A 26,304-nucleotide genomic window follows, 5' to 3' on the forward strand; every position below is an offset into this window, starting at 1 on the left:
CGGCGGCGCGATCCGGCCGAAACCCGACGCCAAGAACGGGCCACGGACAACGCCCCGAGAGGGGCGCCACGTGGCTGGTCCGTACCTGTCCCGGAACATGACGTTCTGCTGTCATGGTCCCGCCAACCCCCCACAGGAGAACCGGGCTGGCGACATGACCGAAGGGAGCGTCATGTTCAACGCACTGGCCATCGGCGGCGCATCAGCCGTCCTGCTGGCCGCCCCGCTCAGCGCGTCCGGCCACACCCCCGGCTGGGGCACCCCGCCGCCCGACAAGATCGTGATCGACCTCGTGACCGTCAACGGCTCGGGGTGCCCCGCGGGCACCGCCGCCGTCGCGGTCTCCCCCGACAACACCGCGTTCACCGTCACGTACAGCCACTACCTGGCACAGGTCGGCAAGGGCGCCGAGCCCACCGACATCAGAAAGAACTGCCAGCTCGCGCTGAACGTCCACGTCCCGCAGGGCTTCACCTACGGGATCGCCTCCGCCGACTACCGCGGCTTCGCCCACCTGGAGAAGGGCGCGACCGCGCAGGAGCGGGCCAACTACTACTTCCAGGGCATGTCGCAGACGGCCTACATCGCGCACCCCTTCAAGGGGCCGCTCGACGACGACTGGCAGACCAACGACACCACCGACGTCGCCGCCATCGTCTACAAGGCCTGTGGGGAGGAGCGCTATCTGAACATCAACACCGAGCTGCGGGCCGGGGCCGGCACCTCCGACACCGTCAACACCACCAGCTTCATCACGATGGACTCCACCGACGCGAGCATCACGACCACGTACCACTTCTCGTGGAAGGTGTGCCCGCCGAAGTAACCCCCACCGTACGCACCCACGGGCCGCCCGGCACGACACCGGGCGGCCCGCCGCACAACCCCACCCCATGCCACCCCCTCCACTCCCTCAGTTCTCCGCGACGAACCGCCTCGCCAGCTCGTCGCCCAGCGACACCGCCGCCCCGTGGCTCTCGATCGGCTCGGCCCGCGAGTTCTTGAAGAGGATGTACGTGACGCCGGACCGGGCGCCCCCGGTGGCGGGGTCGGGGTTCATCCCGAGGGCCTTCGCCGTGGCGTACGACGCCTCCCCGATGATCTTCGAGGGGCCGGTGTCCCCGACCACCGCGTACTCGACCCTGCCGTTGTAGATGACGGCGGCCACACCACCCCCTCTTATCCCGGCCGCCGAGTAGTTCCAGATCGAGCTGGAGCTCGGCACCACGACATAGGGCAGCTTCTCGGCGTTGAGCGGTCTGCCGTCGGACTGGTGGAAGGCGGTGTCGCCCTGGAACCACGGGTCGGTGACGCGGTTGCAGGCGGTCGTGGTCTGGCCGTCGCAGTCGATGTCGAGGTCGGCCTTCCAGAAGACGGCGCCGTTCTTGCCGCAGACCGGGACCGTCGCGGCACTCCCGCTGTCCGTCCGGTACTTGCCGCTGGAGATCTGCGAGCAGGACGTCACCTTGGCCAGCAGCTCGGCCGCACCGACCGAGCCCTCCCCGGTGCGGGCGGGGGCGGCGGCCGCGCGGGGCGCGTCGGAGGCGGTGGCGGGCAGGGCCGCGGTGGCGAGGAGGGCGGCGCCGGAGGCGGCGGCGAGGGCTAGCGTTCGCGTATGCACGTGGGGGGACCCTTCTGGGAGGACGATTCCTTACCTGACCTGCGGCAATCCGACCTGTTTGCATGAGCGCGTCAACACTGGTCACATCAAATGAAACGCGGCCCCCGTCCCCTGAGGGACGAGGGCCGCGCCCGCTTCACCCGCCCGGCGGCGGAATCTGATGAACTGTCACCCGGCTGGGCGCACCACCATCGCGGAGCCGCCACCGCGCCGGACCCGCTCGGCGGCCGCCACCCAGCGGCCGTCGTCGAGCCGTTCCACGCCGGTCGCCGCGCCGATCACCGGATTGAGCGAGAAGGCCTGCCCCAGCGCCTCCAACTGGGCCCGGAGCGGGCTGTTGTAGAGCCCGGGCTCCAGCTCGGTCCTGGCCCCGTTGCGCTGGCTGGCGCGGGGCGCGGCGATGGCGTCGACCAGCGGCAGGCCCCGGTCGAGGTGCCCGACCAGGGACTGGAGCACCGTGGTGATGATGGTCGCGCCGCCCGGCGAGCCGAGCGCCATCACCGGCTTCCCGCGCCCGTCCAGCACGATCGTCGGCGACATCGAGGAGCGCGGCCGCTTGCCCGGACCCGGCAGGTTGGGGTCGTGGACGGCCGGGCTCGCCGGGGCGAACGAGAAGTCGGTCAGCTCGTTGTTGAGCAGGAAGCCCCGGCCGGGGACCGTGATCCCGCTGCCGCCGGTCTGCTCGATGGTGAGCGTGTACGAGACGATGTTGCCCCACTTGTCGGCCACCGTCAGATGCGTGGTGTTCTCGCCCTCGTACGTGGTGGGCGAGGCCTGGCCGGAGGTGGCGCACGGCGCCGGGTGGCGGGGGTCGCCGGGCGCCAGCGGGCTGGTCAGCGCCTTGGTGTCACTGATCAGACAGGCCCGGGAGTCGGCGAACCGCTGGGAGAGCAGCCCCTTGGTCGGTACGTCCTCGAAGGCCGGGTCGCCCACCCAGCGGCCCCGGTCCGCGAACGCCACCCGGCTCGCCTCGATGTAGCGGTGCAGATACTGGACCTCGGAGGCCTTCGACAGATCGGTGTGTTCGAGGATGTTGAGCGCCTCACCGACCGTGGTGCCGCCGGAGGACGAGGGCGCCATCCCGTAGACCTTCAGGCCCCGGTAGTCCACCTTCGTGGGCGCCTGGCGCTCGACCGCGTACGCCCGCAGGTCCTTGTCGGTGAGGTCGCCGGGGCGCGCGACCCTGCTGGAGCCGGGCGCCACCGGGGGCTTGCGGACCGTCCGTACGATGTCGCGTCCGAGGTCGCCGCGGTAGACGGCGTCGACGCCCTCGCGGCCCAACTCCTCGTAGGTGCGGGCGAGATCGGGGTTGCGCAGCCGGGACCCGACCACCGGGAGCTGTCCACCGGGCAGGAACAGCTTCGCCGTGTCCGGGAAGTCCGCGAACCGCGCCTGGTTGTCGGCGGTCTGCTGACGGAAGGTCTCGTCGACGGTGAAGCCGTCGCGCGCGAGGCGCTCGGCGGGCTTGAGGAGCCGGCTGAGCGGCTTGGAGCCCCAGGCGTCGACGGCCGCGTCCCAGGTGGCCGGGGTGCCGGGGGTGCCGACGCTGAGCCCGCTGGTCACCGCGTCGGGGAACGGGAGCGGTTTGCCGTTCTCCAGGAACAGGGACGAGGTCGCGGAGCGCGGGGCGGTCTCGCGGCCGTCGATGGTGTGCACGGTACGGGAGCCGGCGTCGTAGTAGACGAAGTACCCGCCGCCGCCGATGCCCGACGAGTAGGGCTCGGTGACGCCCAGCGCGGCGGCGGTGGCGACGGCGGCGTCCACCGCGTTGCCGCCGTGCCGGAGCACCTCGATGCCGGCGGCGGTGGCGTCCACGTCGACGCTGGCCACGGCGCCGCCGTACCCCACGGCCTCGGGCGTCTTGGCGGGCGGGGGCGCTGTGCCCGGCGGGGCGGCCGCGACCGAGGTCGCCACGGCCGCGGCGACGGCCAGTAACGCGAGACTGCGGACGGCGGAGCGACGCATGCGTACCTCCTGGGTGGCGATGTCCGCGCAGCGTAGCGTCGCTCCCGCCGCCGCGTCAGGACCGTCTCGAACACGGTGTCGCGCTGCCGCTAACATGCCCGCCCATGAACGACGACGTACGCAACATCGTGCTTGGCGTGGTGGCCGCGGGCATCAGCGGCGCCCTGGGCTGGCTCACCCGCACCTACCTCTGGAAGCGCAGGCTCCGCCGCAAGCAGGCGTTCTTCGGGCTGCCGACCCACTCCGAGTGCCTGCTCGTCGTCAACCGGGACGCGGGCAAGGAGGGCGCGGTGCACCGGTTCGACGTGTTCGCCCTCCTCGAACTCGCCTCCCTCATCAAGGACTGCGGGGCGCACGCGCGCATCGTCCAGCACGACGCGACCCAGCAGGGCTTCGGCGTGCGCACCGAGTTCTGCCTCGGCGGGCCCTACTCCAATCGCCGGATGGCCGCTCATCTCTCCGCGCTGCTCCCTGGCGTCACCATGAACGTGGACACCGAACCCGTCCCGGACCGGGGCGCGTTCACCATCGGCGGCGAGCGGTATCTGGTGGAGGGCGGGGTCACCGAGTACGTCATACTCGCGCGGGTCACCGCCGGTCAGGGACAGCGGCCCGTCTTCCTCTTCTGCGGGCAGCGCGCGATCACCAACCAGGCGGCCACCCGCTATCTCGCCCGCAACCACGAGAAGCTGGCCCGCAAGCACGGCGACGGCACGTTCTGCCTGCTCCTGAAGGTCGTCAACTCCCTCGCCTACGGCCCGGACGTGGTGGAGGTGGTCGCCGACGTCACCCGAGCGGCCCTCGCGCCGGCCCCGACAGCTCCAGCGGCAGCGCCTTGATCCCGTTGATGAAGTTCGACACCAGCCTGCGCGGCGGCCCGGCGAGCGTGTACGGGGGCAGCAGCCGCAGCGCCTCCTCGTGCAGCACCCTCAGCTGGAGGCGGGCGAAGTGCGCGCCGAGGCAGACGTGCGGCCCGTCCCCGAAGGAGACATGGGGGTTGGGCGCGCGGCTGAGGTCCAGTCGGTGCGGGCGGGCGAAGACGCGCTCGTCGTGGTTGGCCGAGGCGTGGAAGACGACGACCTTGTCGCCCGCCCGCAGCCGCTGCCCCGCCAGCACGGTGTCCCGTACGGCGGTGCGGCGGAAGGTCAGCACCGGCGGGTGCCACCGCAGCAGCTCCTCGACGGCGCTGTCCACGCCCACCCGGCCCTCCCGCAGGGCCTGTTGGGCCTCGCCGTCCTCGGCCAGCGCGAGGAAGCCGCCGGGGGCCGCCGCGCGCACGGTGTCGTTGCCCGCCACGGTCAGCAGGAAGAAGAACATCTCCAGCTCGGCGTCGCCCAGTTCGGAGTGGGCGAGCGCGGTCATCACGTCGTCGGCGGGCTCGCGCCGCTTGTGGGCGGCGAGCTCTTGGGCGTACGCGAACATCTCCCGCAGCATCGCGGGCGAGCGCGGGTCGACCGGCCGCCCGTCGGGACCGAGCACCGGCGGCTCGTCCGGGTCCTGGTAGCCGATGACCCGCTCGGTCCATTCGAGGAGCAGCCCGCGGTCGCTGCCGGGCACCCCGAGCAGATCGGCGAGGTTGAGCAGCGCGTAGTCGTCGGTGACCTCGGTGACCAGGTCGAAGGCGCCGCCCTCGGCGCCGTCGCGGGCCGCGCCGAGCAGGGTGCGCGCCCGGTTCCGTACCGCCGCCGCGAAGCGGTCGGTGCGGCCGGGGGTGAAGGCGCGGCTCACCAGCCGCCGCAGCCTGCCGTGGTCGTGGTGGTCCGCCCTGGCCGGCCCGGCCGAAGAGCTCGCGGCGGGGTCCTGGTTGAGCATCATGCGCCGGATGAACGGCAGGTCGTCCGGGTCGGGGTCGCGGATCTGGGTGGCGCCGAGCGCGGAGGAGTAGGTGGCCGCGTCCTTGAGCACCCGTACGACGTCGGCGTGCCGGGTGACCGCCCAGAAGCCGGGTCCGGCGGGCCAGCCGAGGACCTCGTACTCCTCCTGCCAGGCCACCGGGTGCCGCTCGCGCAGCTCCCGGTAGTCGTCGTGGGGCGGCCCGGCGGCGTACCGGCGCGGGTCGAAGACGTCCGGCAGATCACTCATCGCACCACGGTGACGCCCACGGGCGCCGCCGACAAGACCGCCCCGGCCGAGCGGCAGGCGGACGTCAGAAGGGGCAGGCCGGCAGGGTCAGCCGTCCGTCGGTGCCGATCACCGTCACCTTGAGGTCCTGCCCCTGGGGCACCGCGTGCGCGACCGTGCACGCGAACTGCTGGCGGGCGAGGAGCGGGAAGTCCAGGACGGCGCGCTCCAGGTGGACCGTCACCTGGTCGCCTTCCACGCCGAGGGCGAGCCCGCCGTAGAAGTTCGGCAGTTCGCTGGTGAGGCCCGCGTCCTTCTCGGCGTCGCTGGGGCCGTTGAGCAGCTGCATCAAAGCGCCGCCCAGCCTCGCGTCCTTGTTCCCGCCGGAGCGGACCACCGGCAGCAGACCATTGGGCCCCTTGAAGTACAAGGTGGTCCCCTCGTCGCCGCTCGGTGTCACCTTCCCGTACGCCGGGTCGCCGACCTGGACGACGTCGGTGGAGCGGATGCCGCACCCGGCCGCCAGGAGCAGCGCGGCGCACAGCGCGGCCAGCCGCGCCCCCCTCATGACGGCGTCCCCTCGCCGGGCGGCCGCAGCGGCAGCTCGACGGTGAACACCGCCCCGCCCGAGGGGCCGTTGGCGGCCCGGACGGTGCCGCCGTGCAGCCGGACGTTCTCCAGGGTGATGGCGAGCCCGAGCCCGCTGCCCGCCGAGCGGGTACGGGCCGCGTCGGCCTTGAAGAACCGGTCGAAGATGTGCGGCAGCACGGCCGGGGCGATCCCGGGGCCGCCGTCGGACACCTCGGTGACCAGCCGGTCGCCGTCGGCGCGCAAGGTCACCCGGACCGGCGCGGTGCCGTGCCGCAGCGCGTTGCCGACGAGGTTGGCGACCACGACGTCGAAGCGCCTGGGGTCGAGCATGGCCCGGATCCCCTCGGGCAGCTCGACGTGCACCTGCTCCTCCCACCGCCGGCGCTGGAGGGTCTTGGCGATCGTCTCGGCCACGTCGACCTCGTCGAGGTTGAGCTCGGCGGCCTTGGCGTCGAAGCGGGAGATCTCCATCAGGTCGTCGACGAGGGTGGCGAGCTTGTCCGTCTCGGTGGAGATCAGCCGGACGGCGGCCGCGGTGTCGGGGTCCAGCCGGGCGGCGTCCTCGTCGAGGACCTCGGTGACCGCGAGCATCCCGGCGAGCGGGGTGCGCAGCTCGTGCGAGACGTCGGAGGCGAATCTGCGGGCCCTGGCCTCGGCCTTCTGGAGCTCCTCGACGGACCGCTCCAGCGCCTCGGCGGACTCGTTGAACGTCCAGGCCAGATCGGCGAGTTCGTCCGAGCCCTTCACCTCGATACGGGTGTCCAGGCGCCCCTTGCCCATGCTGCTGGCGGCCCGGCGCAGATCGCGGACCGGCCGCAGCACACTGCGGGCGGCGAGCAGCGCGGGCACCAGGGCGATGGCGAGTGCGGGCAGCGCGCCGTCGCGGGCGGCGCTCACCATCGCCTGGACGTTCTCCTCCTCGGTGCTCAGCGGCATCACCGCGAACACCGTGATCCCGGTGGGCTGCGCGGGCTGCATCCCCTCCACGCCGAGCATCACCGGCATACCCATGGTCAGCCAGGGCCGGCCGTCCTTGATCACCCGCTGGAAGGAGCCGTGCGCGTTGGCCCGGGCGCGCCGGCGCAGCTCGTCGGTGAGGACGCCGGAGGTGGGCTGGCTGACGTTGGAGGCGCGCAGCGTGCCGTACTCGGCGTAGACGTACCAGGGGTGCGGCTTGCCCTGGCGGCCCAGGGCGAGGCTGAACTCGCGCAGCGAGGTGCTGGTCATCGGCAGCTTGACCGTCTGCGCGCCGATCTGGTCGCGCAGCTGGGCGACCGCGGTGTCCTGGGCCTGCTGGAGGATGGCGGAGCGGGCCTCCTGGTAGATGAGGGTGGCGGTGGTGCCCGCCGCGATCACGGCGACCAGCAGGAAGGCGGCCACCAGCCGGGCCCGCAGGCCGATGCGTCCGAGCCGCTTGAGCGCGCGTATCACCGCAGCGGGCCGAACCGGTAGCCGAAGCCGCGGACGGTCTGGATGTAGCGCGGGCTGCCGGCGACGTCCTCGACCTTGTTGCGCAGCCGCCGTACACACGCGTCGACCAGCCGGGCGTCACCGTGGTAGCTGTGCTCCCACACCGACTCCAGGAGCTGCTGGCGGCTGAAGACCTGCTCGGGGTGGGCGGACAGGTGCAGCAGCAGCTTGAGCTCGGAGGGGGCCAGCGCCAGGCGCTCGCCGGACTTGGCGGCGGTGAGTCCGGCCCGGTCGAGGGCGAGTTCGCCGTGGAACTCCAGGCCGGGCCGGCCGGGGTCGGTGAGCCGGCGCAGCACGGCCCGGATACGGGCCTCGATGACCTCGGTGCGGGCGGGCTTGACGATGTAGTCGTCGGCGCCCGCCTCCAGACCCACCACCACGTCGAAGTCGTCGCCGCGCGCGGTGAGCATGATGATCGGCAGCTGGCTGGTCTCGCGGATGCGGCGGCAGACCTGGACGCCGTTGATGCCGGGCAGCATCAGGTCGAGCAGGACCAGCTCGGGCTGGAAGGACTTGAGCGCCGCGAGTCCGGCCTCCCCGGTCTCGGCCGCGCGCACCTCGTGGCCGCGCCTGCGCAGCCCGAGCTCGACCCCTTCCCGTACGGAGGGGTCGTCCTCGATGAGCAGCACGCGTGGCATGAGCGTCAGTATCCCAGCAGTCTCGTAGGGCTCGGATGTGTCGGGTGTCTCAGGCATCTCAGGTGTTCAGGTGCCTCGGGGGCCTCAGCGCTTGCGGCCGCCGCGGAGCCTGCCGAGCACGTCGTTGATGCCGTCGAGCCGCAGCGGCCGGGCGAGCAGCGCGATCGTCACCAGCAGCGCGGCGGTGCCGGCCCCGGCCGCGGCGAAGTCGCCGAGCGGGTCGGCCGCGCGGGCCGCCGCGTAGCCGAGCAGCGCCGCGGGGGCGCAGCCGAGCAGCAGCCGGACGTGGGTGGCGAGGGAGGGCGAGCGCAGCAGCCCGGCGCCGCCGCCGAGCCTGCGGTCGAGGGTGTACGCGGTGACCGCCCAGCCCGCGAAGAGCGCGAGCGAGTACGCCCCGGCCATCCCGGTGACCGCCCAGCGCGCGGGCAGCAGCACATAGGCGAGGGCGGACAGGCCCGCGTTGCACCCGGCGATCACCAGGTTGAGGACGAACGGGGTGCGGGTGTCGCCCAGCGCGTAGAACCCGCGCGAGAGCACGTACTGCCCGGAGAACGCGATGAGCCCGGGCGCGAACGCCATCAGCATCCCCGCCATCACCTCGACGTCGGCGGGGGTCGTCCGGCCGTACCCGAAGACCACGGCCATCAGCCAGGGCGCCAGCGCGAGCAGCGCGCAGGCGGCCGGGACGATCATCGCGGCGCTGGAGCGCAGCCCGTGGGACAGGTCGCGGCGCACCCCCGCGGGGTCCCGGTCGGCCGCCGCCCGGCTCATCCGCGGCATCAGGGCGGTGAGCAGCGAGACGGTGACGATGCCGTGCGGGACCACCCAGATCATGTACGCGTTGGTGTACGCGGTGTAGCCCGCGCCGCCGGCCACGCCCTGGTCGTGGGCGTGCCGGCCGGCGGTGGTGGAGAGCCGGGTCACCACCCAGTACGCGGCCTGGTTGGTCAGGACGAGCAGCACCAGCCAGCCCGCCGAGCGCAGCGGGCGGGTGATGCCGCTGCCGCGCCAGTCGAAGCGCGGCCGCCAGCGGAACCGGGCCGCGCTCAGCGCCGGGAGCATGGCGAGCGCCTGGACGGCTATCCCGGCGGTGGTGCCCCAGCCGAGGATCCGGGTGTCGGTGGCGCTCAGGGTGTCGCCGGAGGTCCCGGCGGTCGCCAGATAGAGGCCGAACACCGCGATCACGACGAGGTTGTTGAGGACGGGCGTCCACATCATCGCGCCGAACCGGCCGCGTGCGTTGAGGACCTGTCCCAGGAGCGTGAACAGGCCGTAGAAGAGGATCTGCGGCAGGCAGTAGCGGGCGAAGGCGACCGTGAGGTCGCGCTGGCCGCCGGTGTAGTCGGTGTAGAAGTCGATGATGCCCGGTGCGGCGAGCACCGCGAGGGCCGTCAGCGCCACCAGGGCCGCGGTGCACGCGGTGAGCAGCCGGTCGGTGTAGGCCTTGCCCCCGTCGGCGTGCTCCTGGGCGGCGCGGACCAGTTCCGGCACGAAGACCGCGTTGAGGGTGCCGCCGATGAGCAGGGTGTAGAGGATGTTGGGGATGGTGTTGGCGACCGTGAAACCGTCGCCGACGAGCCCGGTGCCGAGGGCCGCGACCACCACGGCGGAGCGGACGAACCCGGTCGCACGGGAGACGATCGACCCGGCGGCCATCACCGCGCCGCTGCGCGCCACCGACGCCTTGGCCGCGTGCCGGGGCCCGGCCTGGACCGGGGCCGTCACCGGCGGGCCAGATAGGCCTGGAACGCGCGGTACAGCGCGTGGTTGGCGGTGCCGCTCATCGGTGTCTCCCACTCCCCCAGTGTCTCGACCACCCGGCCTCCGGTGCCGAGCTTCCAGCGCAGCAGGCCGAACGGGCGGTCGTGTGGATCAAGGGTGGAGGGTACCCCGCGCATGTCGTAGACATCGGCGCCGAGTGCGTGGGCGTCCAGCATCATCTGCCACTGGAGGGCGTTGCTGGGCCGCACCTCGCGGCGGTGGTCGGCGGAGGCGCCGGTCTGGTACCAGACCCGCCGCCCCGCGGTGATCATGGTGTGGGCGGCCAGCACCTCACCCCCGTGGACGGCGAGGTAGAGCCGCATCCGGCCCGGCTGCTCGGCGTTGAGCACCGCGTACTGGCGCTCGTAGTACGCGAGGGAGCGGCCGAGCCGGAAGCCGTCGCGCTCCTCGGTGATCCGCAGCAGCCGGTAGAACTCGGGCAGCTCGGCCGCGCCCGCGGTGACGACCTCGACGCCCGCCTTCTTGGCGGCGCGCACATTGCGGCGCCACTCCTGGTTGAGCCCGGACCACAGCTGGTCGGCGGTGCGTCCGGCGAGCGGCACCTGGAAGACGTACCGCGGCTGGGCGTCGGCGTCCTCGCCGTCCCCGCCGCAGCGCCGCCAGCCGCGCGCCCGCAGCCGCTCGGCGACCGCGCTGCCCAGCGAGTCCACCTCGGTGGCGAGCACGTCGCCGACCTTGCGGCCGGGGCCGGTCGCGGACTTCAGCAGCGCGGCGTCCCAGCGCCGGTAGGCGAGCGAGGGCCCGATGCGCACGGCGAAGGCGCCGGCCCGGCGCAGATGGCGCAGCAGCGGCCCAAGCCAGCGGTCGACGTCCGGGTCGGCCCAGTCCGCGACCGGCCCCTCGGGCAGGTAGGCGAAGTATTTCCGGGTGCCCGGGAATTGCCGGTAGAGCACGAGGGCCGCGCCCTTCAATTCACCCGTGTCCAGATGCCAGCCGACCCTTTCCGCGGACCATTGGTCCTTGACCTCGGCCCACGAGGGGTACTGCAGGAAACTCACGTCGGGGCGGTCCGCCAGAAAGGACCGGTACTCGGCGACGGAGAGACCGCGCACCGTCAGGTCCTGGTCCCGGTCGCCGGTCACGAGCAGTGCGGACACGTCGGTGGCCTCCCAAGTACGCCCCGCCATCGGTTCCACGGGGATGCACAGGAGCCTCACAGCGGTCCATGACCGGGCCGCGCGACGAATGTGACCGGACGGTGACAGTTCCTCTGCGGTCCCTGTCACAAACGAATCCCCGGAGTTTTTCGGCGCTTTGCGCAACCTAGAGTCGTGTTACCGACTCTCTCCCATGGAGAAGCATTGCTACGGAGGTTTTCCAGTTGAGCCGCATACGCCGCCACACCCTGCTCCGCCGCCCGGCCCGTAACGCCGTGGTCGTCGGCACCGCGGTCCTCGCCGCGGCACTCACCGCCTGCTCCGGTGGCTCGGGCGGATCCGGCGACGCCAAGGGGGGCGCCGACATATCGGGCGCCAAGAAGGCCGAGATCTCGGTCAATCTGACAGGGCAGCAGGCGAAGGCGGGCGAGCCCGTGAAGGTGACGCTCGCCGGCGGGAAGCTCCAGCAGGTCACGGTCACCGACGGCAAGGGCGGGACGCTGGCGGGGAAGATAGCCGCCGACGGCAGGACCTGGACCTCGGACCGCAACGCCGCGCCCGGCACCACCTACGCCGTCGAGGCGAAGGACGACAAGGGCTCCACCGCCAAGGCCGGGTTCGCGACCGCCGCCGCGGACAAGGTGAACAAGCTGACGCTGGTGCCCGGCAAGAACTCCACGGTCGGCGTCGCCCAGCCGCTGTCGATCGTCTTCGACCACCCGGTCAAGAACAAGGCGGCGGTGGAGAAGCAGCTCAAGGTCACCACCTCGAACAACACCGAGGGTTCCTGGGGCTGGATGGAGGACTACTCGGGCAAGACGCGGGTCGACTGGCGGCCCAAGGAGTACTGGAAGAGCGGGACCAAGGTCACGCTCAACGCCGACCTCAACGGCGTCGACTCGGGCAGCGGCTGGTTCGTGCGCGACTACACGACCAACGTGACCATCGGGAAGAACCAGGTCGTCAAGGTCGACCTCGACAACCACCGCCTCAAGGTGTACCGCGACGGCGCCGTGGTCAAGGACATCCCGGTGTCCGGGGGCACGCCCGGTGGCGACAAGCGCTCCTGGCGCGGCAAGGCCGTCCTGATGGCGAAGGAGGGCACGATAAACATGAACTCCGAGACGGTCGGCCTGGGCGACGCCTACAACAAGATGGTCGACTACTCGATGCGTCTGACCTGGTCCGGGATGTACGCGCACGCCGCACCCTGGAACAGCCAGTACTTCGGCAACACCAACCACAGCTCCGGCTGCATCGGCATGAGCGACGCCAACGCCAAGGAGCTGTACGGCATGGCGCAGCCCGGCGACCCGTTCGAGATCACCGGCGACGAGACCAAGGGCCCCCAGGCGGTCAACAACGGCTACGGCGAGTGGAACCTCGGCTGGGAGCAGTGGCAGAAGAAGAGCGCCCTGAACGGCGCCGCCACCTCGGGCGCCTAGAACCAGCCCCCACCCCCACCAAGGAGAGCGGCACCCGCGTCGCGTACCAGTGCGACGTGGGCCCGCTCGGCCTCGGCAAGCCGGTCAGCAACGCCCCCCGCACCTTCCACGGCCGGACACGTCCGGCACCGGTGCTGGACACCGTCGACCCGCTCTACATCGAGCACAGCCCGACCGGCGCGCAGCTGACCTTCTCCCCGCCCGCGTCAGACCCGTCGTATCTGACGGTCCCTCTCCGCGAGGAGTGATCACCGGCTGCTGCCGGGAGGGCTTGCCCCCTTGCTACTGCGCTCCTGGCAGCAGCGTCCCTGGTTCGGCCGGGGCGACATCCACGGCCTCCGTCTTGGGATTGCGCTTCTGTCTCCTGGCCATCCAGGTGGCGAACCAGGAGAGCAACATGCACATCCCGATGTAGATCGGCGAGATCACCATCACCACGGGGATGAACGGCAAATCGTAGTCGAGATTCGATGCGATGAGCTTCCCGGCGTGCAGGAACTCCTCATAGGTGATCAGAAAGCCCAGCGAGGTGTCCTTCAGGGCGACCACCAGCTGGCTGATGATGGTCGGCAGCATCGCCCGGATCCCCTGGGGGACCAGCACGTACGTCATGACCTGCGTCTTGCGCATCCCGAGTGAGAATGCCGCCTCCTTCTGGCCGCGTTCCACGGAGTTGACGCCGGAGCGGAAGACCTCGGCGAGCACCGAGCCGTTGTAGAGCGTCAGCCCGGCCACCAGCGCCGGCAACGGCTGTACCTTCAGCGCCACGAAGATGAAGAAGATCATGACCAGGACGGGCATGGCGCGGAAGAACTCCACCAACAGGGTGGCGACCCAGCGCAGCGCTCGGTGGTCGGAGAGCCGCCCGGTCGCCAGCACCGCGCCGAGCACCAGCGAGAACAGCGCCGCGAACCCGAACGCCTTGAGCGTGTTGCCGAGCCCGCGCAGCAGCAGCAGCTGGATCCCCTCGTACGCGAAGGGCCGCCACTTGGTGACGGTGAACTGGTCGGTGTCGAAGAGGAGGTAGATGATCCAGCCGAGCAGGGCGAGGATCAGTACGGTGGAGAGCAGCCCGTAGAGCAGGTGACGCTGGCGGGTCTTCGGGCCGGGGATGTCGTAGAGCGCGGTGGCTTCGGTGGACAGCTGTGCGGTCATCGGGCGACTCCCCAGTACTTCTCCAGGAGGTTGAAGACGGCGCTGATGGTGAGCGTGACGATCAGATAGCCGACGGCGATCCAGATGAAGGTCCAGACGATGTCGTAGCCGAGCTCGTTGAGCGTCTTGTACGTGCCGAGCAGTTCGGTGACGCTGAAGGCGCCCGCGATCGCGGAGTTCTTGGCGAGCGCGATGAGGGTGGAGCCGACCGGCGGGATGACCGAGCGGAAGGCCTGCGGCAGCACCACGGCGGAGAGCGTCTGCCCGAAGCTCATCCCCAGGCTGCGGGCCGCCTCGCCCTGGCCGGTGGGCACGGTGTTGATGCCCGAGCGCAGCGCCTCGCAGATGAACGCGGAGGTGTAGCAGCCGAGCGCGATCACCGCGAACAGCTTGAAGGGCAGCACGAGTCCGAAGCGCGGCAGCCCGAGCAGCACCGCGAAGAAGAGCAGCGTCAGCGGGGTGTTGCGGAGCACGTTGACCCACACGGTGCCCAGCGCCCGGAACGAGCCGACCGGCGACACCCGGAAGGAGGCCATCAGGAAGCCGAGCACCAGCGCCACGGCCGAGGAGTAGACGGTGAGCTCGACGGTGCCGAGGAAGCCCTTGCCGTACAGCGAGAAGTTCTTGGTCAGTACGTCCATGCGGGGCCTCAGCTCGCCGGGTAGCGGTCGATGGGCGGGGCGGGCGCGGCCTTGCGTCCCGACAGGCCGAGCGTGGCGTCGTAGGCCTTCTGCCAGTCGCCGTTCTTCTCATGGGCGGCGATGGCGTCGTCGAGGGCGAACCGCAGGGCGTTGTCGCTCCTGGGCACCCCGACGCCGTACGGCTCCTTGGAGAACGGCTTGCCGACGACCTTGAGCTCGTCGGGGACCTTGGCCGCGTAGCCGCTGAGGATGGTGTCGTCGGTGGTGACGGCGGCGACCTGGAAGGTGAGCAGGTTGTCCACACAGACGGAGTACGTGTCGTACGCGACGAGTTCGGCCTTCGGGTAGTCCTTCTCGATGCGCTGGTACGGGGTGGAGCCCGCGGCCGAGCAGACGCGCTTGCCGGCCAGGTCCTGGGGCCCGGCGATGTCGTCCTCGTCGGTGCGCACCAGCAGGCCCTGGCCGGCCATGTAGTAGGGCCCGGCGAAGCCGACCAGCTTCTTGCGCTTGTCGTTGATGGTGTAGGTGCCGACGTAGTAGTCGACCTGGCCGTTCTGCAGGGCCGTCTCGCGGTTGGCGGAGGCGATCGTCTTGAACTCGATGGACCTGGGGTCGAAGCCCAGCGAGGCGGACATCATCTTGGCGATCTCGATGTCGAAGCCCGAGTAGACGCCGGTCGCCGGGTCCTTCTCGCCCATGTAGGGCTGGTCCTCCTTGGCGCCGACGACCAGGTGGCCGCGGTTCTTGGCCCGCCGCCACACCGCCGAGCCGGGCAGCGTGAAGCCCGTCATGACCTGGTAGTGCGGCAGTTGGTCGGCCTGGGGGCCCTTCACCGGCGGGCTGCCCGACCTGCCGCACCCGGCGGCGGCCAGGACCAGCGCCAGCGCTGCCAGCGCGCGTCGCGTACGCGTCATGGTTGCGTCCACTCCCCGTTCAGTGCTTGAGGATCTTGGAGAGGAAGTCCTTGGCCCGTTCGCTGTGCGGGTTGGTGAAGAAGTCGTCCGGGGTGCGGTCCTCGACGATCTTGCCGTCGGCCATGAAGACGACGCGGTTGGCGGCGGAGCGGGCGAAGCCCATCTCATGGGTGACCACGACCATCGTCATGCCGTCGCGCGCCAGCTGCTGCATGACCTCCAGGACCTCGTTGATCATCTCCGGGTCGAGCGCGGAGGTCGGCTCGTCGAAGAGCATGACCTTCGGGTCCATCGCCAACGCGCGCGCGATGGCGACGCGCTGCTGCTGGCCGCCGGACAGCTGCGCGGGGTACTTGTCGGCCTGGGAGGCGAGGCCGACCCGGTCCAGGAGCTCGCGCGAGCGCTGGTCGGCCTCCTCCTTCTTGCGGCCGCGGACCTTGATCTGGGCGAGCGAGACGTTGTCGAGGACGGTCCGGTGGGCGAAGAGGTTGAAGGACTGGAAGACCATGCCGACTTCGGCGCGCAGCGCCGCGAGCCCCTTGCCCTCCTCCGGCAGCGGTCTGCCGTCGATGGAGATCGACCCCGACTCGATCGTCTCCAGGCGGTTCATCGTGCGGCAGAGCGTCGACTTGCCCGAGCCGGACGGGCCGATGACGACGACCACCTCCCCGCGCCCGACGGTCAGGTTGATGTCCGTCAGGACGTGCAACTTCCCGTAGTACTTGTTGACGTCACGCAGCTCGATCAACGGATCGACGGCCATACGCTGTCCTGCCCACTCATCGCTGTGTCGAGGTCAGCGCAAACTATCCAGCCCGGAAAGGGACTTCACTTCGACACGCACGAACAGGACATAAACCGTATTTTGGGTTACCGGCGGGTTGTGTCACCGGCGGGCCGGGGCGCGGGCGGCCGTCGGTCAGACCTCGGAGGCCTCCGCGTACACCTGGGAGAGCTCGGGCGTCCCGCTCGCCGCCCACTCGGCCCCGGCGCCCACCACGTCCACCTCGCGCCCCGAGGCGAGCCGCACCACCGGCTGCCCGCCCGGCCACACCTGCCAGGACGCGCCCTCGACCGTGCGCACCAGCACGGTGCCCAGATACAGGCCCGCGTCGTTGCCCAGCCCGGGCAGCTCCTCCGGGTCGTCCCGCCAGCGCGGCGGCAGCTGGTCGAGCGCCGCCAACGAGGCCGGGCTGTCGTCCAGTTCGAGCCCGGCCTGCTGCGCCCGCACCCGGAGCAGCTCGCACTCCGCGAGGAGCTCGCCCACGCCCTCCGGATCGGTCTGCACCGCCTCGGCGAGCGCCGCCGTCCGCTGCGAGCCGTGCCGCTTGCGCCAGTTGTCCAGGATGTTCATGGCGTCAAGCGTCCCATTCGCACAGACCTGCGCACCACAGGGCGCGCCCGGTGCGATTCTCAGATCTCCAGGTCGACGACGACCGGGGCGTGGTCGGAGGCGCCCTTGCCCTTGCGCTCCTCGCGGTCCACATAGCTGTCCTTGACCGCCTTGGTGAACGCGCCGTTGCCGTACACCAGGTCGATGCGCATGCCCTTGTTCTTGGGGAAGGACAGCTGGCGGTAGTCCCAGTACGTATACGGACGGTCGTACTTCAGGGGGCGGGGCACCACGTCGGACAGGCCCGCCTCGCGCAGCGCGGCGAGCGCGGCCCGCTCGGCCGGGGTGACATGGGTCTGGCCCTCGAAGAACGCCACGTCGAACACGTCCTCGTCGGTCGGGGCGACGTTGAAGTCACCCAGCACCGCGAACGGCCGCTCCCCCGCCGCGTCCTGGGCCACCGCCGCCTTCAGGGCCTCGAACCAGGCCAGCTTGTAGTCGTAGTGGCCGTGGCCGACCTCGCGGCCGTTGGGCACGTACACCGACCACAGGCGCACTCCGCCGCAGGTCGCCGAGATGGCGCGGGGCTCCAGGGTCTCCTCGAAGCCCGGGTCGCCGGGCAGGCCCTGCACCACGTCCTCCAGGCCGACCCGGGAGACCAGCGCCACCCCGTTCCACCTGCCCGTGGCGTGGACCGCCGACTCATAGCCCAGCTCGCGGAGCTCGGCGGCGGGGAAGCCCTCCAGGGTGGTCTTGGTCTCCTGGATGCACAGCACATCCGTGCCGGTGCTCTCCAGCCAGGCCAGGAGGCGGGGCAGCCGGGCGGTGATCGAGTTGACGTTCCAGGTCGCGATGCGCATGTCCCCCACCCTAACGGCGGGGTCCGACAGTCACAGGTCCGTCGTGTCCCCGGGGGTCAGCCGGGCGTGGTCGGCCCCGCCGAGGTTGCCGAGGTGGGTGTCGTAGATCGGGCGGGCGAGGTCGGTCAGGAGCGCGTCGTGGATGTCGATGGCCCGGCGCGGCTTGACCTCCCGTACGTACTCGATCACCTCGGAGATCTTGCTCCAGGGCGCCTGCACCGGCAGCATCAGCGTGTCCACCGGGTGGTCCGGAACGGTCAGGGCGTCGCCCGGGTGGAAGAGCGAACCGTCCACCAGGAAGCCGATGTTGGTGATGCGCGGGAGGTCCGGGTGGATCACCGCGTGCAGCTCGCCGTGGACCTGGACGTCGAAACCGGCCGCGCTGAAGGTGTCGCCGTGCCCGACCGTGTGGACGCGGCCGGGGAAGGCCGCCGAGACCTTCTCCGCGACGGAGCGCAGGGTCCAGATCTCGACCGCCGGATCGGCCTCCAGGGCGGCCCGCAGCCGGTCCTCGGCGAAGTGGTCCGGGTGCTCGTGGGTGACGAGGACGGCGTCCGCGCCGAGCGCGGCGTCCGCCTCGCTGAAGGCGCCGGGGTCGATGACCAGCGTCCGGCCGTCCTTCTCCAGCCGGACGCACGCGTGGGTCTTCTTGGTCAGCTTCAGGCTCATGGCCCCATCCTGCTACGCCGGGCGCCGCGGCGCCCGGACTCGCCCGGACGGCTCAGGGCTGCGGGGTGGTCTCCTCGCGGATGACGGCGGCGGCCGCGCGGAAGGCCGCGCCGGCCGCGGGCAGACCGCAGTACACGGAGGTCTGGAGCAGCACTTCCCTGATCTCGTCGGGGGTGAGCCCGGCCCGCAGCGCGGCGCGGGTGTGGGCGGCGACCTCGTCGAGGTGGCCGCCCGCCACCAGCGCGGAGAGCGCGACGACGGCCCGGGTGCGCCGGTCGAGCCCGTCGCGGGCCCACACCTCGCCCCAGGCGTAGCGGGTGGCGAGCTCCTGGAAGTCGCCGGTGAAGCCGTCCGCGTCGGCCGTCTCGGCGTCCACGCGCGCGTCCCCGAGCACCTCGCGGCGCAGCTTCATGCCCCGCTCGTACGGGTCGGGCCGCCCGGCGGGCGCGGCCACCGGCGACGGCACCGGCTCGGCGGCCGTGGGCACCGGCACGTGCAGCGTGTGCGGGGCCTGCGGCGGCTGCGGCGCGGCGGCGACCGGCGGCGCGGCCGGGACCGGGATCGCCGGGAGCGTCTCGTGCCAGGCCGTGGAGAAGTGGTGGACGAGCAGGTCGGTGACGGCGGCGGGCTGCTCCACCGGCGCCAGGTGCGCGGCGCCGGGCACCACGGCGAGGCGGGCGTCGGGCACCCCGGCGACCAGGGTGCGCGCGTCGCCCGGCCCGGTCACCCGGTCCTCGGCGCCGGCCAGCACCAGCGTGGGGACGCCGATACGGGCCAGGTCGGCGCGGATGTCGAAGGCGGCCAGCGCCTCGCAGGCGGCGATGTAGCAGCCGGGGTCGGTGGTGCGCACCATCTGGACGGCCCACTCCACGATGGCGGGCTGGGCGGCGGCGTAGGCGGGGGTGAACCAGCGCTCGGGCGCGCTGCGGGCCATCGGGTCCATGCCGTTGCTGCGCACGACCACACCGCGCTGGCGGAACTCGTCGGCGGTGCCGAACCGGGCCGAGGCGGCGACCAGCGCGAGCGAGGCGAGCCGCCCCGGGTGCCGCAGCGCCAGATCCGCGCCGACGGCCGCGCCGATCGCACTGCCCGCGTACCCGAAGCGCTGGATCCCCAGCCCGTCCAGGGTGGCGATCAGCCGGTCGGCGAGCTCGGCGACGGAGACCGCCGGGTGTGCCGGGGCGCCGCCGTGCCCGGGGAGGTCGAAGCGGACGATCCGCCAGGTCCCGGAGAGCTCGGGGATCTGGCGGTCCCACATGTGCCATGTGGTACCCAGTGAGGGGCCCAAGACCAGGACCGGAGCGTCTTTTGGCCCGTCAGAGCGGTATTGCAGGGTGTTCGTCAGTGTCTCGCTCACCCGGCTGACCCTCTCATCTCTCACTGCCGGACCTGTACTCCCACCTCGGCAGCCGCGGGATCATCCCCCTCACGATCCTGCAGTCCTACCGCCAAGGCCAGAAAGTCTGGGGGGACGCGGGCATGGACGCCATGTGGTCCGCCTCCACCATCAAGGTCATCGGGTCCGGCATCGATGACCCGGACTTCGCCGACAAGCTGTCCCGGCTGATCGGCGACCACGACGTCGAGACCACCTCTACCTCACACTCGGAGTCCGGGAAGTCCACCTCGGTGTCGATGCGGCAGGAGCGGATTCTGGCCGCCGACGCAATTCGCGCCCTGCCCAAGGGCACCGCGCTCTGCTTCGCCACCGGCATGCGCGCGGCGATGCTAGACCTGCGTCCCTGGTATCTGGAGCCCGGCGCCAACGAACTGTCCGCCGCCTCCGCCCGCGCGTCGAAGGGCATCACCGAGCGTGCCGTCGCCAAGGCTGCCCCGCAGCAGTCTGAGTTCGGCACCGCCGCGTAACCCTCCTAGATGGACCCCAGAATGTCGATCACCCAACGCCCCGTGGGGCAGCTGCCATACGGCCTGGGCGCGGCCCGCCGCATCCCCTTGGCAGCTACGCGTTTTAACCGAGCAGCAGTGGGGCCGTCCTAGGATGCCGGACAGGATCAGCTGACTGTGAGGACGCACATGGCCGTGATGATCAAGCGCCAGGAGTTATCGGTGTACGTCGAGCACTACGGCATCTGTCTCGAAGATCGTGACACCAGCTGGATGCCCCACCCCTTCCCTGACGGGTACGACCCCGGCGTGTTCTTGAAGCCGTTCCCGGGCCGCCTTGACATCCGCAGCGCCGGGCACACGCACACGGCTCACTTCACCGTGGAGGTGTGGGACGGTCCGGTGGCCGAGCCCGAGGGCGATTGGGATGAGCGCGGTACCGCGTCACTGCGCTGCGTCTCGGGCCAGCTTCGTCTGCACGGGACGAGCGGTGGGCCAGCCACTGATGACGTGCACCTTCCACAAGCACCGGCCACCTGGCAGGTGCGTCTGCTGTGCACGGGCCGGGCTGAGGTGGCCGCCGAGACGCTGCACCGCGCCGCCGACAACGTCGAGCGGTATACCGCCCAGTTCTGGCCTGCTGCATAGCCGGTTGGGGCCGGTGCGCTGCTGCACCGGCCCCAACCATCAGCAGTGCTGCTCAGTGCGTGATCTGCACCCAGAATCCGTCGTCAGGCCCATCAACGACCCGGTTTTTGTTGTAGAAGTCGAGCAGAAGATTTCCCGCGGCCCCGTTCTCTGGACCGGGGACGGGCATGACGCTGAAGTTGTTCGGCAGCTGGTGCGGGTCGTAGTCGCCGGCAGCCGCTCCTTGGTAGGTGCTCTGGAACGGGTACTCGTCGCACTCGTCGCCGTTCTTGGCGTAGTCGTCGCCGAAGTACTTCAGGCAGTTGTACCGGGACTTGTTGTAGTTCGCCTCCCGGCGCTTGGTGTCGTTGTATAGCCGGGACAGCGGATCGCCAGGCGTCTGGCCGGGGACCTTCTTGGTGGCGCTGGGCGGCACGGTCGAGCCGGGGTTGGTAAATACCTTCTCGATGTGACGGGCCACGCCGCGCTCCGGCGCGCCATCAGCCGCGCTGTACACGAGGGGCGTCTGGTAGGCGAGGCTGGCCGCGCCTGTGTTCGAGTTGGGGAGGTACGGCGCCTTGTCCCACCGCAGGGCAAGCCAGAAGGGCTCTCCACCCTTGGCCCCGCCGAGCTTCCAGGCCATCGGAGGCTTGATCTTGAAGGAGGGCTGGTAGATGGCGCTGATCAGGTCCACTGATCCGTTGCCCTGCCCCGCCGAGGCGTCGATGGTCTGGCTGAAGGTGCCGTTGCTGCGCAAAGCCACCCACAGCTTGGTGACCGGGAGTTGCGTGCCGCCCCAGCTGTACTGGACGCTGGAAGGCCAGCTCTTGGCTATAGTCGCCGACGTTTCGATGCCTGTGGTCGTGATCCCGGTGCGTCCGGTGGAGGCCATGTCGGTGAAGTGGTAGGTGACCTGTACTTCCCGGCTGGCGGACGGGACTGTCGCAATCACGACCACGTTGAACTGACTCTCGCCCGTCGGCTTTTCATTCTGAAGCCAGGTCTGGTGGAACGACGCGCCCGAGCAGACGGCGTAGCGGGACTTGACGAAGAACTTGTTCGTCGTGCCCAAACCCGCCACACACTCCGTGGCAGTCATCGTTCGCGGCGGATCCGCCAGCGACGCCGCCCCCGCCACTCCATGCCTCTCAACGGGTGCGGGATACCCGGACTCGCGCTGCGCACGCGGGGCGAAGGAGGCCGCAGGCCCCACCGTCTCCTTCGCAAGCCGCGCCTGTATGTCACCGGCGTTGGCTAACGCCCGCAGCGTAGCCAGGCCCTGCCCGCTTTTCAGCTCCGCGAGCGAGGGAGCGTGGGCGCCGTAAGGCAGCACATAGGTGTCCACACGCTGATCCGGCGACGCGGCGTGCGCAACAGCCGGTGTCACGAGCGGCCAAATCAGCGCGGAGGCGGCCAGCGCAATGCTGCGGGCACGCACATTTCTGAGGAGTTGTTTCATCGTCCCCCCTGGACGTATGAATCCCGCCCCCGGGTGGAGCGGCAGGCATCCTGCCTACCAGCTGCGCCTCCCTCGATTCGACTGAGACTTTCTGTTTGGCTCGATCCTCGCGCAACACGACCGAACACGCCGCCTGGCAAGAATGACTGGAATTCCACCTGTGGATCCGGGCGAGGGCGATTGCACTTGCCGAGCATCTGAGCCATGCGCTTCCCGCGCCAATCGCATCTTCCCCCCTCACCCACCTCGCTCTGCGTGGACGTATAAACCCAGCCCCCTATCCCAAAGAGGACTCACCAATTCCCCTTGCGCTCCTTGCCCAGTTCGCGCCATCCCTGGCCAGTCGTCTCCCTGGCACGTGGCGCGCCGAGATCCAACATCACCGCGGCTGGCAGACCCAGCACGTGCGAATGGACCGCGTCTGGACATCGTTCGAGGACAGGCCGTCTCTCGCCCGCTTTCACTCGGTCACCGACGCCGTGTTGACCGGTCCAGACGGACATTCCCTGTATCTGTTGCCGCACCGGGCGCGGCGCGCACTGGTGTGCCCGCTCATCCCCGACGACCTGCACGAGGACGTAACCGAGCGGCTGCCCCAGCCCCCGTGCATAGCGGTGCCCACCGACCCTGCCCGCGCCGTCTGGCGCCTCATGGAGCGGCTGCATCCCCACTACGTCCGCGCTGTCGACTCTGCTCGCCACGCGCAGGAGCACGTCAACTCCCTAGCGCAGACAACTTCAACCACCTCGCGCCGTCTCCCTGCGCCGCCACCTGCCAGGCCGGCGCACCGACGATAAGCGTCCGCACTCCTACCTCTACGCCTGATCGGATTTCGTTTGACGCATCCCATATTTACCGCGCTGTCCCTCGGCGCCGGAATTCAGTCCAGCGCGCTGCTCGCCCTGTCCGCCCAAGGCGTCCTACCCAAGGTCGACTACGCCATTTTCGCTGATACCGGTTGGGAACCGCAGGCCGTCTACCAGCATCTTGACCGGCTGGAACACGAAATCGCCACACCTGCAGGAATACCCATCCTGCGCGTCTCCTCTGGGAACATCCGCCAGGATGCACTCGACCCAAATCATCGTTTTGCCTCGATGCCGCTGTACATCCTGAACAAGGATGGCAGGCCCGGAATGACCAGGCGCCAGTGCACGGGCGAGTACAAGATCAAGCCTCTCAAGAAGAAGGTGCGTGAGCTTCTCGGATTCCCCCATCCTGCGCGTATCCCACGCGATACCTTCGTAGAGCAGTGGGTTGGTATTTCAACAGACGAGTTCCACCGCGCCAAGGACTCGGACGTCAAATACATGCGCAACCGGCATCCGCTCATCGACATGGGCTGGTCAAGGACCGACTGCGTGAAATATTTGACGTCGCTCGGGCTGGCGGACACGCCAAAATCGAGCTGTCTCGGGTGCCCATTTCACGGCAACGCCCAATGGAGATCCATCCGGGATACCTCGCCACAGGAGTGGGAGGATGTAGTCGCCTTCGATGCTGCCATCCGCAAGGGCAACGCCCGGGCCAACGCGAGCGGCAACCGGCTGCTGGGCGAGGCGTTCTTGCACCGCTCACGCGTGCCGCTCGACCAGGCACCCATCGACCATGTCACCGCTGCCGAATGGGCCGCCTTGCAGCAGGAACTCGGCGACAGCGACGCAGACGCCCAGGACTTGGAAGATGGCGTTATCGACGGCTGTTCCCCATGGGCGTGCCGCGGTGAAGTCGAGCCGGTTCAGGACGGCTTCGGGCTGGCCTCTTGATACTCGATCTGTTCGCCGGCCCTGGGGGATGGAGCCAGGCTCTGACGATGCTCGGCATACGGGACGTGGGCTTGGAATGGGACGAGTGGGCATGCAAAACGCGGGCCGCAGCGGGTCAGTTGACGATCCGCACCGATGTCGCGGCCTATCCCTTGTGGCCCTTCCTCGGCAGGACCACCGGGCTGATCGCGTCACCCCCCTGCCAGGCATGGTCGATGGCCGGCAAGCGCCTGGGCCTGGTCGACCAGCCCCTGGTCCACCAGGCCGTCGCCGACCTCGCCCAGGGCCGGGACACCCGCGAGAAGCTCTTGGCCGCCTGCCGGGACGAACGCTCCCTGCTCGCCGCCGAACCCATGCGCTATCTGCACGCCCTCAACCAGCGCGGCCAGCCCGAATGGGTCGCGATGGAAGAGGTCCCCGACGTGCTGCCCTTGTGGCGTCAGTACGCCGCGATCCTGCGGACCTGGGGGTACTCGGTCTGGACAGGGGTGCTGAACGCCGCCGACTACGGCGTGCCGCAGACCAGGCGGCGGGCGATCCTGCTTGCCTCGCGTACGCGTACCGCCGAGCCGCCACCGCCCACCCACGCGAAACTCGCCGAGCCCGACTCGCTGTTCGGGCCGGGCCGCGCCCGCTGGGTGTCCATGGCCGAGGCCCTCGGCTGGGGCGCCACCGACCGCCCCGTCCCTACCGTGTGTGCCGGCGGCGGTCCCGGCGGTGGGCCCGAGCCGTTCCCTTCCGGCTCCCGCAAGACCCTCAGCAACGCCCGCGACCGAGGCACCTGGAAACCGCACCCGCCCACCACATCGGCTGCCGCTGCGACGGGTGGCCGGACGCAGAAGACCATCACCTCGCAACACCCCGGCGCACAGGCAACGCCCACAGTCTGGCGCTGGACCCTGCGCAACAACAACCAGGCCAACGCCACCGTCCGCACCCTCGATGAGCCGGCCGGGACCCTGTTCTTCGGTCACCGGGCCAACGAATGCGTGTGGCAAGCCGAGCCGACCACCGCCACGTCACCCGGCGCGGCCCCGGATCCGATCCGGATCACCGCCGCCGAGGCCGGCCTCCTGCAGACTTTCCCCGCCGACTACCCCTGGCAGGGCAATAAGGGCCAGATCTTCAGCCAGGTCGGCACCGCTGTCCCGCCCCGCCTCGCCGCCCACCTGCTGGCACCCCACCTCGGCGTTCCCCTCCGCCCCGACGACTTCACTCTGGCCGCCTGATGCCCCCACCCTCCACCACCGACGACAACGACCTCGACGGCCTTCTGCCGCCCCCACCTGTGCACTACGCCGAACAGTCCCTGCTCGGCGCCCTCCTGCTGGACCCCCACCGCCTCGACGAGATCGGCCCGCTGGAGCCAGGCCACTTCTCCCACCCCGCCCACGGCACACTGTTCCGCGCCATGCGTACGGCGCCGGCACCCGATGCCGAGCAGCACCGTACGAGCCCGGCCTGGCTGAACACCGTCCTGGACGCGTCCCGCCCCCATGCACCCGGGCTGACCGCCTCTTACCTGCACACGCTCATCCAGGTCTGCCCCTGGCCCCAAAACGCGGCCACGTACGCGCGGATGGTCCGAGCCGACCACGCCCGCCGCAGCCTGCGCCTCCACGCCGAGCACCTGGCCCAGACCGCAGCGGACACCACCCTGCCCCACCGCGCGAAAGCCACCGTCCAGCAGGCCGACACCCTCGCCCACTTCCTGGACGACCTCTCCGGCCGCTTCGCCCCGCACCCCGGCTCCCTGCCCCGCACCCCGCTACCGCCAGCACCCAGGCAGGACACCAGTGAGGACGCGCTCGACGAGGAACGCCTCCTGATCGCGACCGCGACCGCGTACCCCGCCGAGACCAGCCAGATGCGCTGGCTCGTGCCCGAGGACTTCGCTCTCCCTCTGCACGCGGCGCTGTGGCAGTGCCTCACCGCGCTCACCCATCGCGGCGATCCCCTCGACCCGATCACGGTGCTCTGGGAAGCACAGCACCGCGGCCTCCTCGTACACGAGATCACCTCCGCGGATCTGCTGGCCCTGCTCTCCACGCCGGTCGGCTCCCCCGAGCACTGGGGCGAGAAGGTCCTGGAGCGTGCCCTGCTCAGCCGCGCGCAGAACCTCGCCATCAGCATCGCCGCCTTCACCGACGACCCGGCCAACAGCCCCCACCAGCTGATCACCGGCAGCCGGCGGGCACTGGCCGACCTCAATGCCGTGCGCTCCCGCTGGCAACAGGCCACCGGCCCGGCCGCACCGCGCGCCACCCACCCGGCCAGAACCCCAGCCGCACCGCGGGCCGGACCGCCCGCGCGGACCGCCCCACGCCCCGTCCGAGTCACCCGCTAGCCCCCGGTCCGGGCCGAC

General features: G+C 70.7%; 24 protein-coding genes and 2 pseudogenes. 9 read left to right on the forward strand and 17 right to left on the reverse strand.

The annotated features are described in order from the left end of the window. Positions 1-172: 172 nt before the first annotated feature. Positions 173-826 carry a DUF4360 domain-containing protein gene (locus ABD236_RS34625; protein WP_344081660.1) on the forward strand — a complete coding sequence of 218 codons (654 nt, stop codon included), beginning with the start codon at positions 173-175 and terminating at the stop codon, positions 824-826. A gap of 87 nt (positions 827-913) precedes the next feature. On the opposite strand, the gene ABD236_RS34630 is transcribed toward ABD236_RS34625, so the two are convergent. Continuing rightward, entirely contained in the window at positions 914-1,621 is a 708-nt protein-coding gene (locus ABD236_RS34630) for a glycoside hydrolase family 75 protein (protein ID WP_344081662.1), read from the reverse strand. Between the two features lie 168 nt (positions 1,622-1,789). Continuing rightward, entirely contained in the window at positions 1,790-3,586 is a 1,797-nt protein-coding gene (ggt, locus tag ABD236_RS34635; protein WP_344081664.1) for a gamma-glutamyltransferase, read from the reverse strand. A gap of 104 nt (positions 3,587-3,690) precedes the next feature. On the opposite strand from ggt, the gene ABD236_RS34640 reads away from it, so the two are divergent. Further along, positions 3,691-4,425, forward strand: a complete 735-nt coding sequence (locus tag ABD236_RS34640) for a hypothetical protein (RefSeq protein WP_344081667.1) — start codon at positions 3,691-3,693, stop codon at positions 4,423-4,425. Here ABD236_RS34640 and ABD236_RS34645 read toward each other — a convergent pair. The 6 genes from ABD236_RS34645 to ABD236_RS34670 form a co-directional block, all read right to left on the reverse strand. Continuing rightward, positions 4,373-5,668: a cytochrome P450 gene (locus ABD236_RS34645; protein WP_344081670.1), complete on the reverse strand. Its 1,296-nt coding sequence runs from the start codon at positions 5,666-5,668 to the stop codon at positions 4,373-4,375. The two genes, ABD236_RS34640 and ABD236_RS34645, sit on opposite strands and share 53 nt — an antisense overlap. Before the next feature lie 64 nt (positions 5,669-5,732). After that, positions 5,733-6,215, reverse strand: coding sequence for a hypothetical protein (locus ABD236_RS34650; RefSeq protein ID WP_344081673.1), 483 nt, complete (start codon positions 6,213-6,215; stop codon positions 5,733-5,735). Beyond that, positions 6,212-7,669, reverse strand: a complete 1,458-nt coding sequence (locus ABD236_RS34655; RefSeq protein ID WP_344081676.1) for an ATP-binding protein — start codon at positions 7,667-7,669, stop codon at positions 6,212-6,214. The genes ABD236_RS34650 and ABD236_RS34655 overlap by 4 nt, the downstream gene beginning before the upstream one ends. Next, the gene (locus tag ABD236_RS34660) at positions 7,666-8,346 is read right to left on the reverse strand and encodes a response regulator (RefSeq protein WP_344081679.1); all 681 of its coding nucleotides are present in this window, start codon (positions 8,344-8,346) and stop codon (positions 7,666-7,668) included. Before ABD236_RS34660 ends, ABD236_RS34655 begins: the two co-directional genes overlap by 4 nt. Before the next feature lie 84 nt (positions 8,347-8,430). Beyond that, entirely contained in the window at positions 8,431-10,071 is a 1,641-nt protein-coding gene (murJ, locus tag ABD236_RS34665; protein WP_344081682.1) for a murein biosynthesis integral membrane protein MurJ, read from the reverse strand. After that, positions 10,068-11,225, reverse strand: coding sequence for a lipid II:glycine glycyltransferase FemX (locus ABD236_RS34670; RefSeq protein WP_344081685.1), 1,158 nt, complete (start codon positions 11,223-11,225; stop codon positions 10,068-10,070). Before ABD236_RS34670 ends, murJ begins: the two co-directional genes overlap by 4 nt. Positions 11,226-11,449: 224 nt before the next feature. Between ABD236_RS34670 and ABD236_RS34675 the strand changes: the two genes are divergently transcribed. Beyond that, positions 11,450-12,670 carry a L,D-transpeptidase gene (locus ABD236_RS34675; RefSeq protein ID WP_425544020.1) on the forward strand — a complete coding sequence of 407 codons (1,221 nt, stop codon included), beginning with the start codon at positions 11,450-11,452 and terminating at the stop codon, positions 12,668-12,670. After that, positions 12,610-12,918 (forward strand): annotated as a pseudogene (locus tag ABD236_RS34680) (acyl esterase); the annotation flags it as partial. The gene ABD236_RS34675 and the pseudogene ABD236_RS34680, both read left to right, overlap by 61 nt. 34 nt (positions 12,919-12,952) lie before the next feature. Here the strand turns inward: ABD236_RS34680 and ABD236_RS34685 are convergent. From ABD236_RS34685 to pcaDC, 8 genes are all read right to left on the reverse strand, one after another. Beyond that, complete coding sequence (locus ABD236_RS34685; protein WP_344081688.1) at positions 12,953-13,825, reverse strand: amino acid ABC transporter permease; 873 nt, start codon at positions 13,823-13,825, stop codon at positions 12,953-12,955. Continuing rightward, the gene (locus tag ABD236_RS34690) at positions 13,822-14,466 is read right to left on the reverse strand and encodes an amino acid ABC transporter permease (RefSeq protein ID WP_344081691.1); all 645 of its coding nucleotides are present in this window, start codon (positions 14,464-14,466) and stop codon (positions 13,822-13,824) included. Before ABD236_RS34690 ends, ABD236_RS34685 begins: the two co-directional genes overlap by 4 nt. A gap of 8 nt (positions 14,467-14,474) precedes the next feature. Next, on the reverse strand, positions 14,475-15,380 hold the full coding sequence (locus ABD236_RS34695; RefSeq protein WP_344081694.1) for a glutamate ABC transporter substrate-binding protein: 906 nt from the start codon (positions 15,378-15,380) through the stop codon (positions 14,475-14,477). Between the two features lie 19 nt (positions 15,381-15,399). After that, positions 15,400-16,143 (reverse strand): amino acid ABC transporter ATP-binding protein, encoded by a 744-nt coding sequence (locus tag ABD236_RS34700; RefSeq protein WP_344081697.1) that lies wholly within the window; start codon positions 16,141-16,143, stop codon positions 15,400-15,402. 156 nt (positions 16,144-16,299) lie between these two features. Beyond that, complete coding sequence (locus tag ABD236_RS34705) at positions 16,300-16,734, reverse strand: DUF6278 family protein (protein ID WP_344081700.1); 435 nt, start codon at positions 16,732-16,734, stop codon at positions 16,300-16,302. Positions 16,735-16,793: 59 nt separating this feature from the next. Further along, a complete protein-coding gene (locus ABD236_RS34710; RefSeq protein ID WP_344081704.1) occupies positions 16,794-17,573 on the reverse strand; it encodes an exodeoxyribonuclease III in 780 nt (259 codons plus the stop codon). A gap of 30 nt (positions 17,574-17,603) precedes the next feature. Beyond that, the gene (locus tag ABD236_RS34715) at positions 17,604-18,242 is read right to left on the reverse strand and encodes an MBL fold metallo-hydrolase (protein WP_344081707.1); all 639 of its coding nucleotides are present in this window, start codon (positions 18,240-18,242) and stop codon (positions 17,604-17,606) included. A gap of 52 nt (positions 18,243-18,294) precedes the next feature. After that, on the reverse strand, positions 18,295-19,599 hold the full coding sequence (gene pcaDC, locus ABD236_RS34720; protein ID WP_344081710.1) for a bifunctional 3-oxoadipate enol-lactonase/4-carboxymuconolactone decarboxylase PcaDC: 1,305 nt from the start codon (positions 19,597-19,599) through the stop codon (positions 18,295-18,297). A gap of 23 nt (positions 19,600-19,622) precedes the next feature. Here pcaDC and ABD236_RS34725 point away from each other — a divergent pair. After that, positions 19,623-20,108: pseudogene (locus ABD236_RS34725) on the forward strand (TraG/TraD/VirD4 family protein); the annotation flags it as partial. A gap of 168 nt (positions 20,109-20,276) precedes the next feature. After that, entirely contained in the window at positions 20,277-20,735 is a 459-nt protein-coding gene (locus ABD236_RS34730; RefSeq protein ID WP_344081713.1) for a hypothetical protein, read from the forward strand. A 52-nt stretch (positions 20,736-20,787) separates the two neighbouring features. Here the strand turns inward: ABD236_RS34730 and ABD236_RS34735 are convergent, their stop codons facing one another. Continuing rightward, positions 20,788-22,173 (reverse strand): NucA/NucB deoxyribonuclease domain-containing protein, encoded by a 1,386-nt coding sequence (locus ABD236_RS34735; RefSeq protein WP_344081716.1) that lies wholly within the window; start codon positions 22,171-22,173, stop codon positions 20,788-20,790. Between the two features lie 893 nt (positions 22,174-23,066). On the opposite strand from ABD236_RS34735, the gene ABD236_RS34740 reads away from it, so the two are divergent. The 3 genes from ABD236_RS34740 to ABD236_RS34750 are packed head-to-tail and all read left to right on the forward strand — an operon-like array spanning position 23,067 to position 26,286. Then, entirely contained in the window at positions 23,067-23,939 is an 873-nt protein-coding gene (locus ABD236_RS34740; RefSeq protein ID WP_344081882.1) for an adenine nucleotide alpha hydrolase family protein, read from the forward strand. Between the two features lie 47 nt (positions 23,940-23,986). Beyond that, positions 23,987-25,168 carry a DNA cytosine methyltransferase gene (locus tag ABD236_RS34745; RefSeq protein WP_425544021.1) on the forward strand — a complete coding sequence of 394 codons (1,182 nt, stop codon included), beginning with the start codon at positions 23,987-23,989 and terminating at the stop codon, positions 25,166-25,168. Continuing rightward, complete coding sequence (locus ABD236_RS34750; protein WP_344081721.1) at positions 25,168-26,286, forward strand: DnaB-like helicase N-terminal domain-containing protein; 1,119 nt, start codon at positions 25,168-25,170, stop codon at positions 26,284-26,286. Before ABD236_RS34745 ends, ABD236_RS34750 begins: the two co-directional genes overlap by 1 nt. The last annotated feature ends 18 nt before the right edge of the window (positions 26,287-26,304 follow it).

The organism is Streptomyces crystallinus (assembly GCF_039521265.1).
Classification (GTDB): Bacteria; Actinomycetota; Actinomycetes; order Streptomycetales; family Streptomycetaceae; genus Streptomyces; species Streptomyces crystallinus.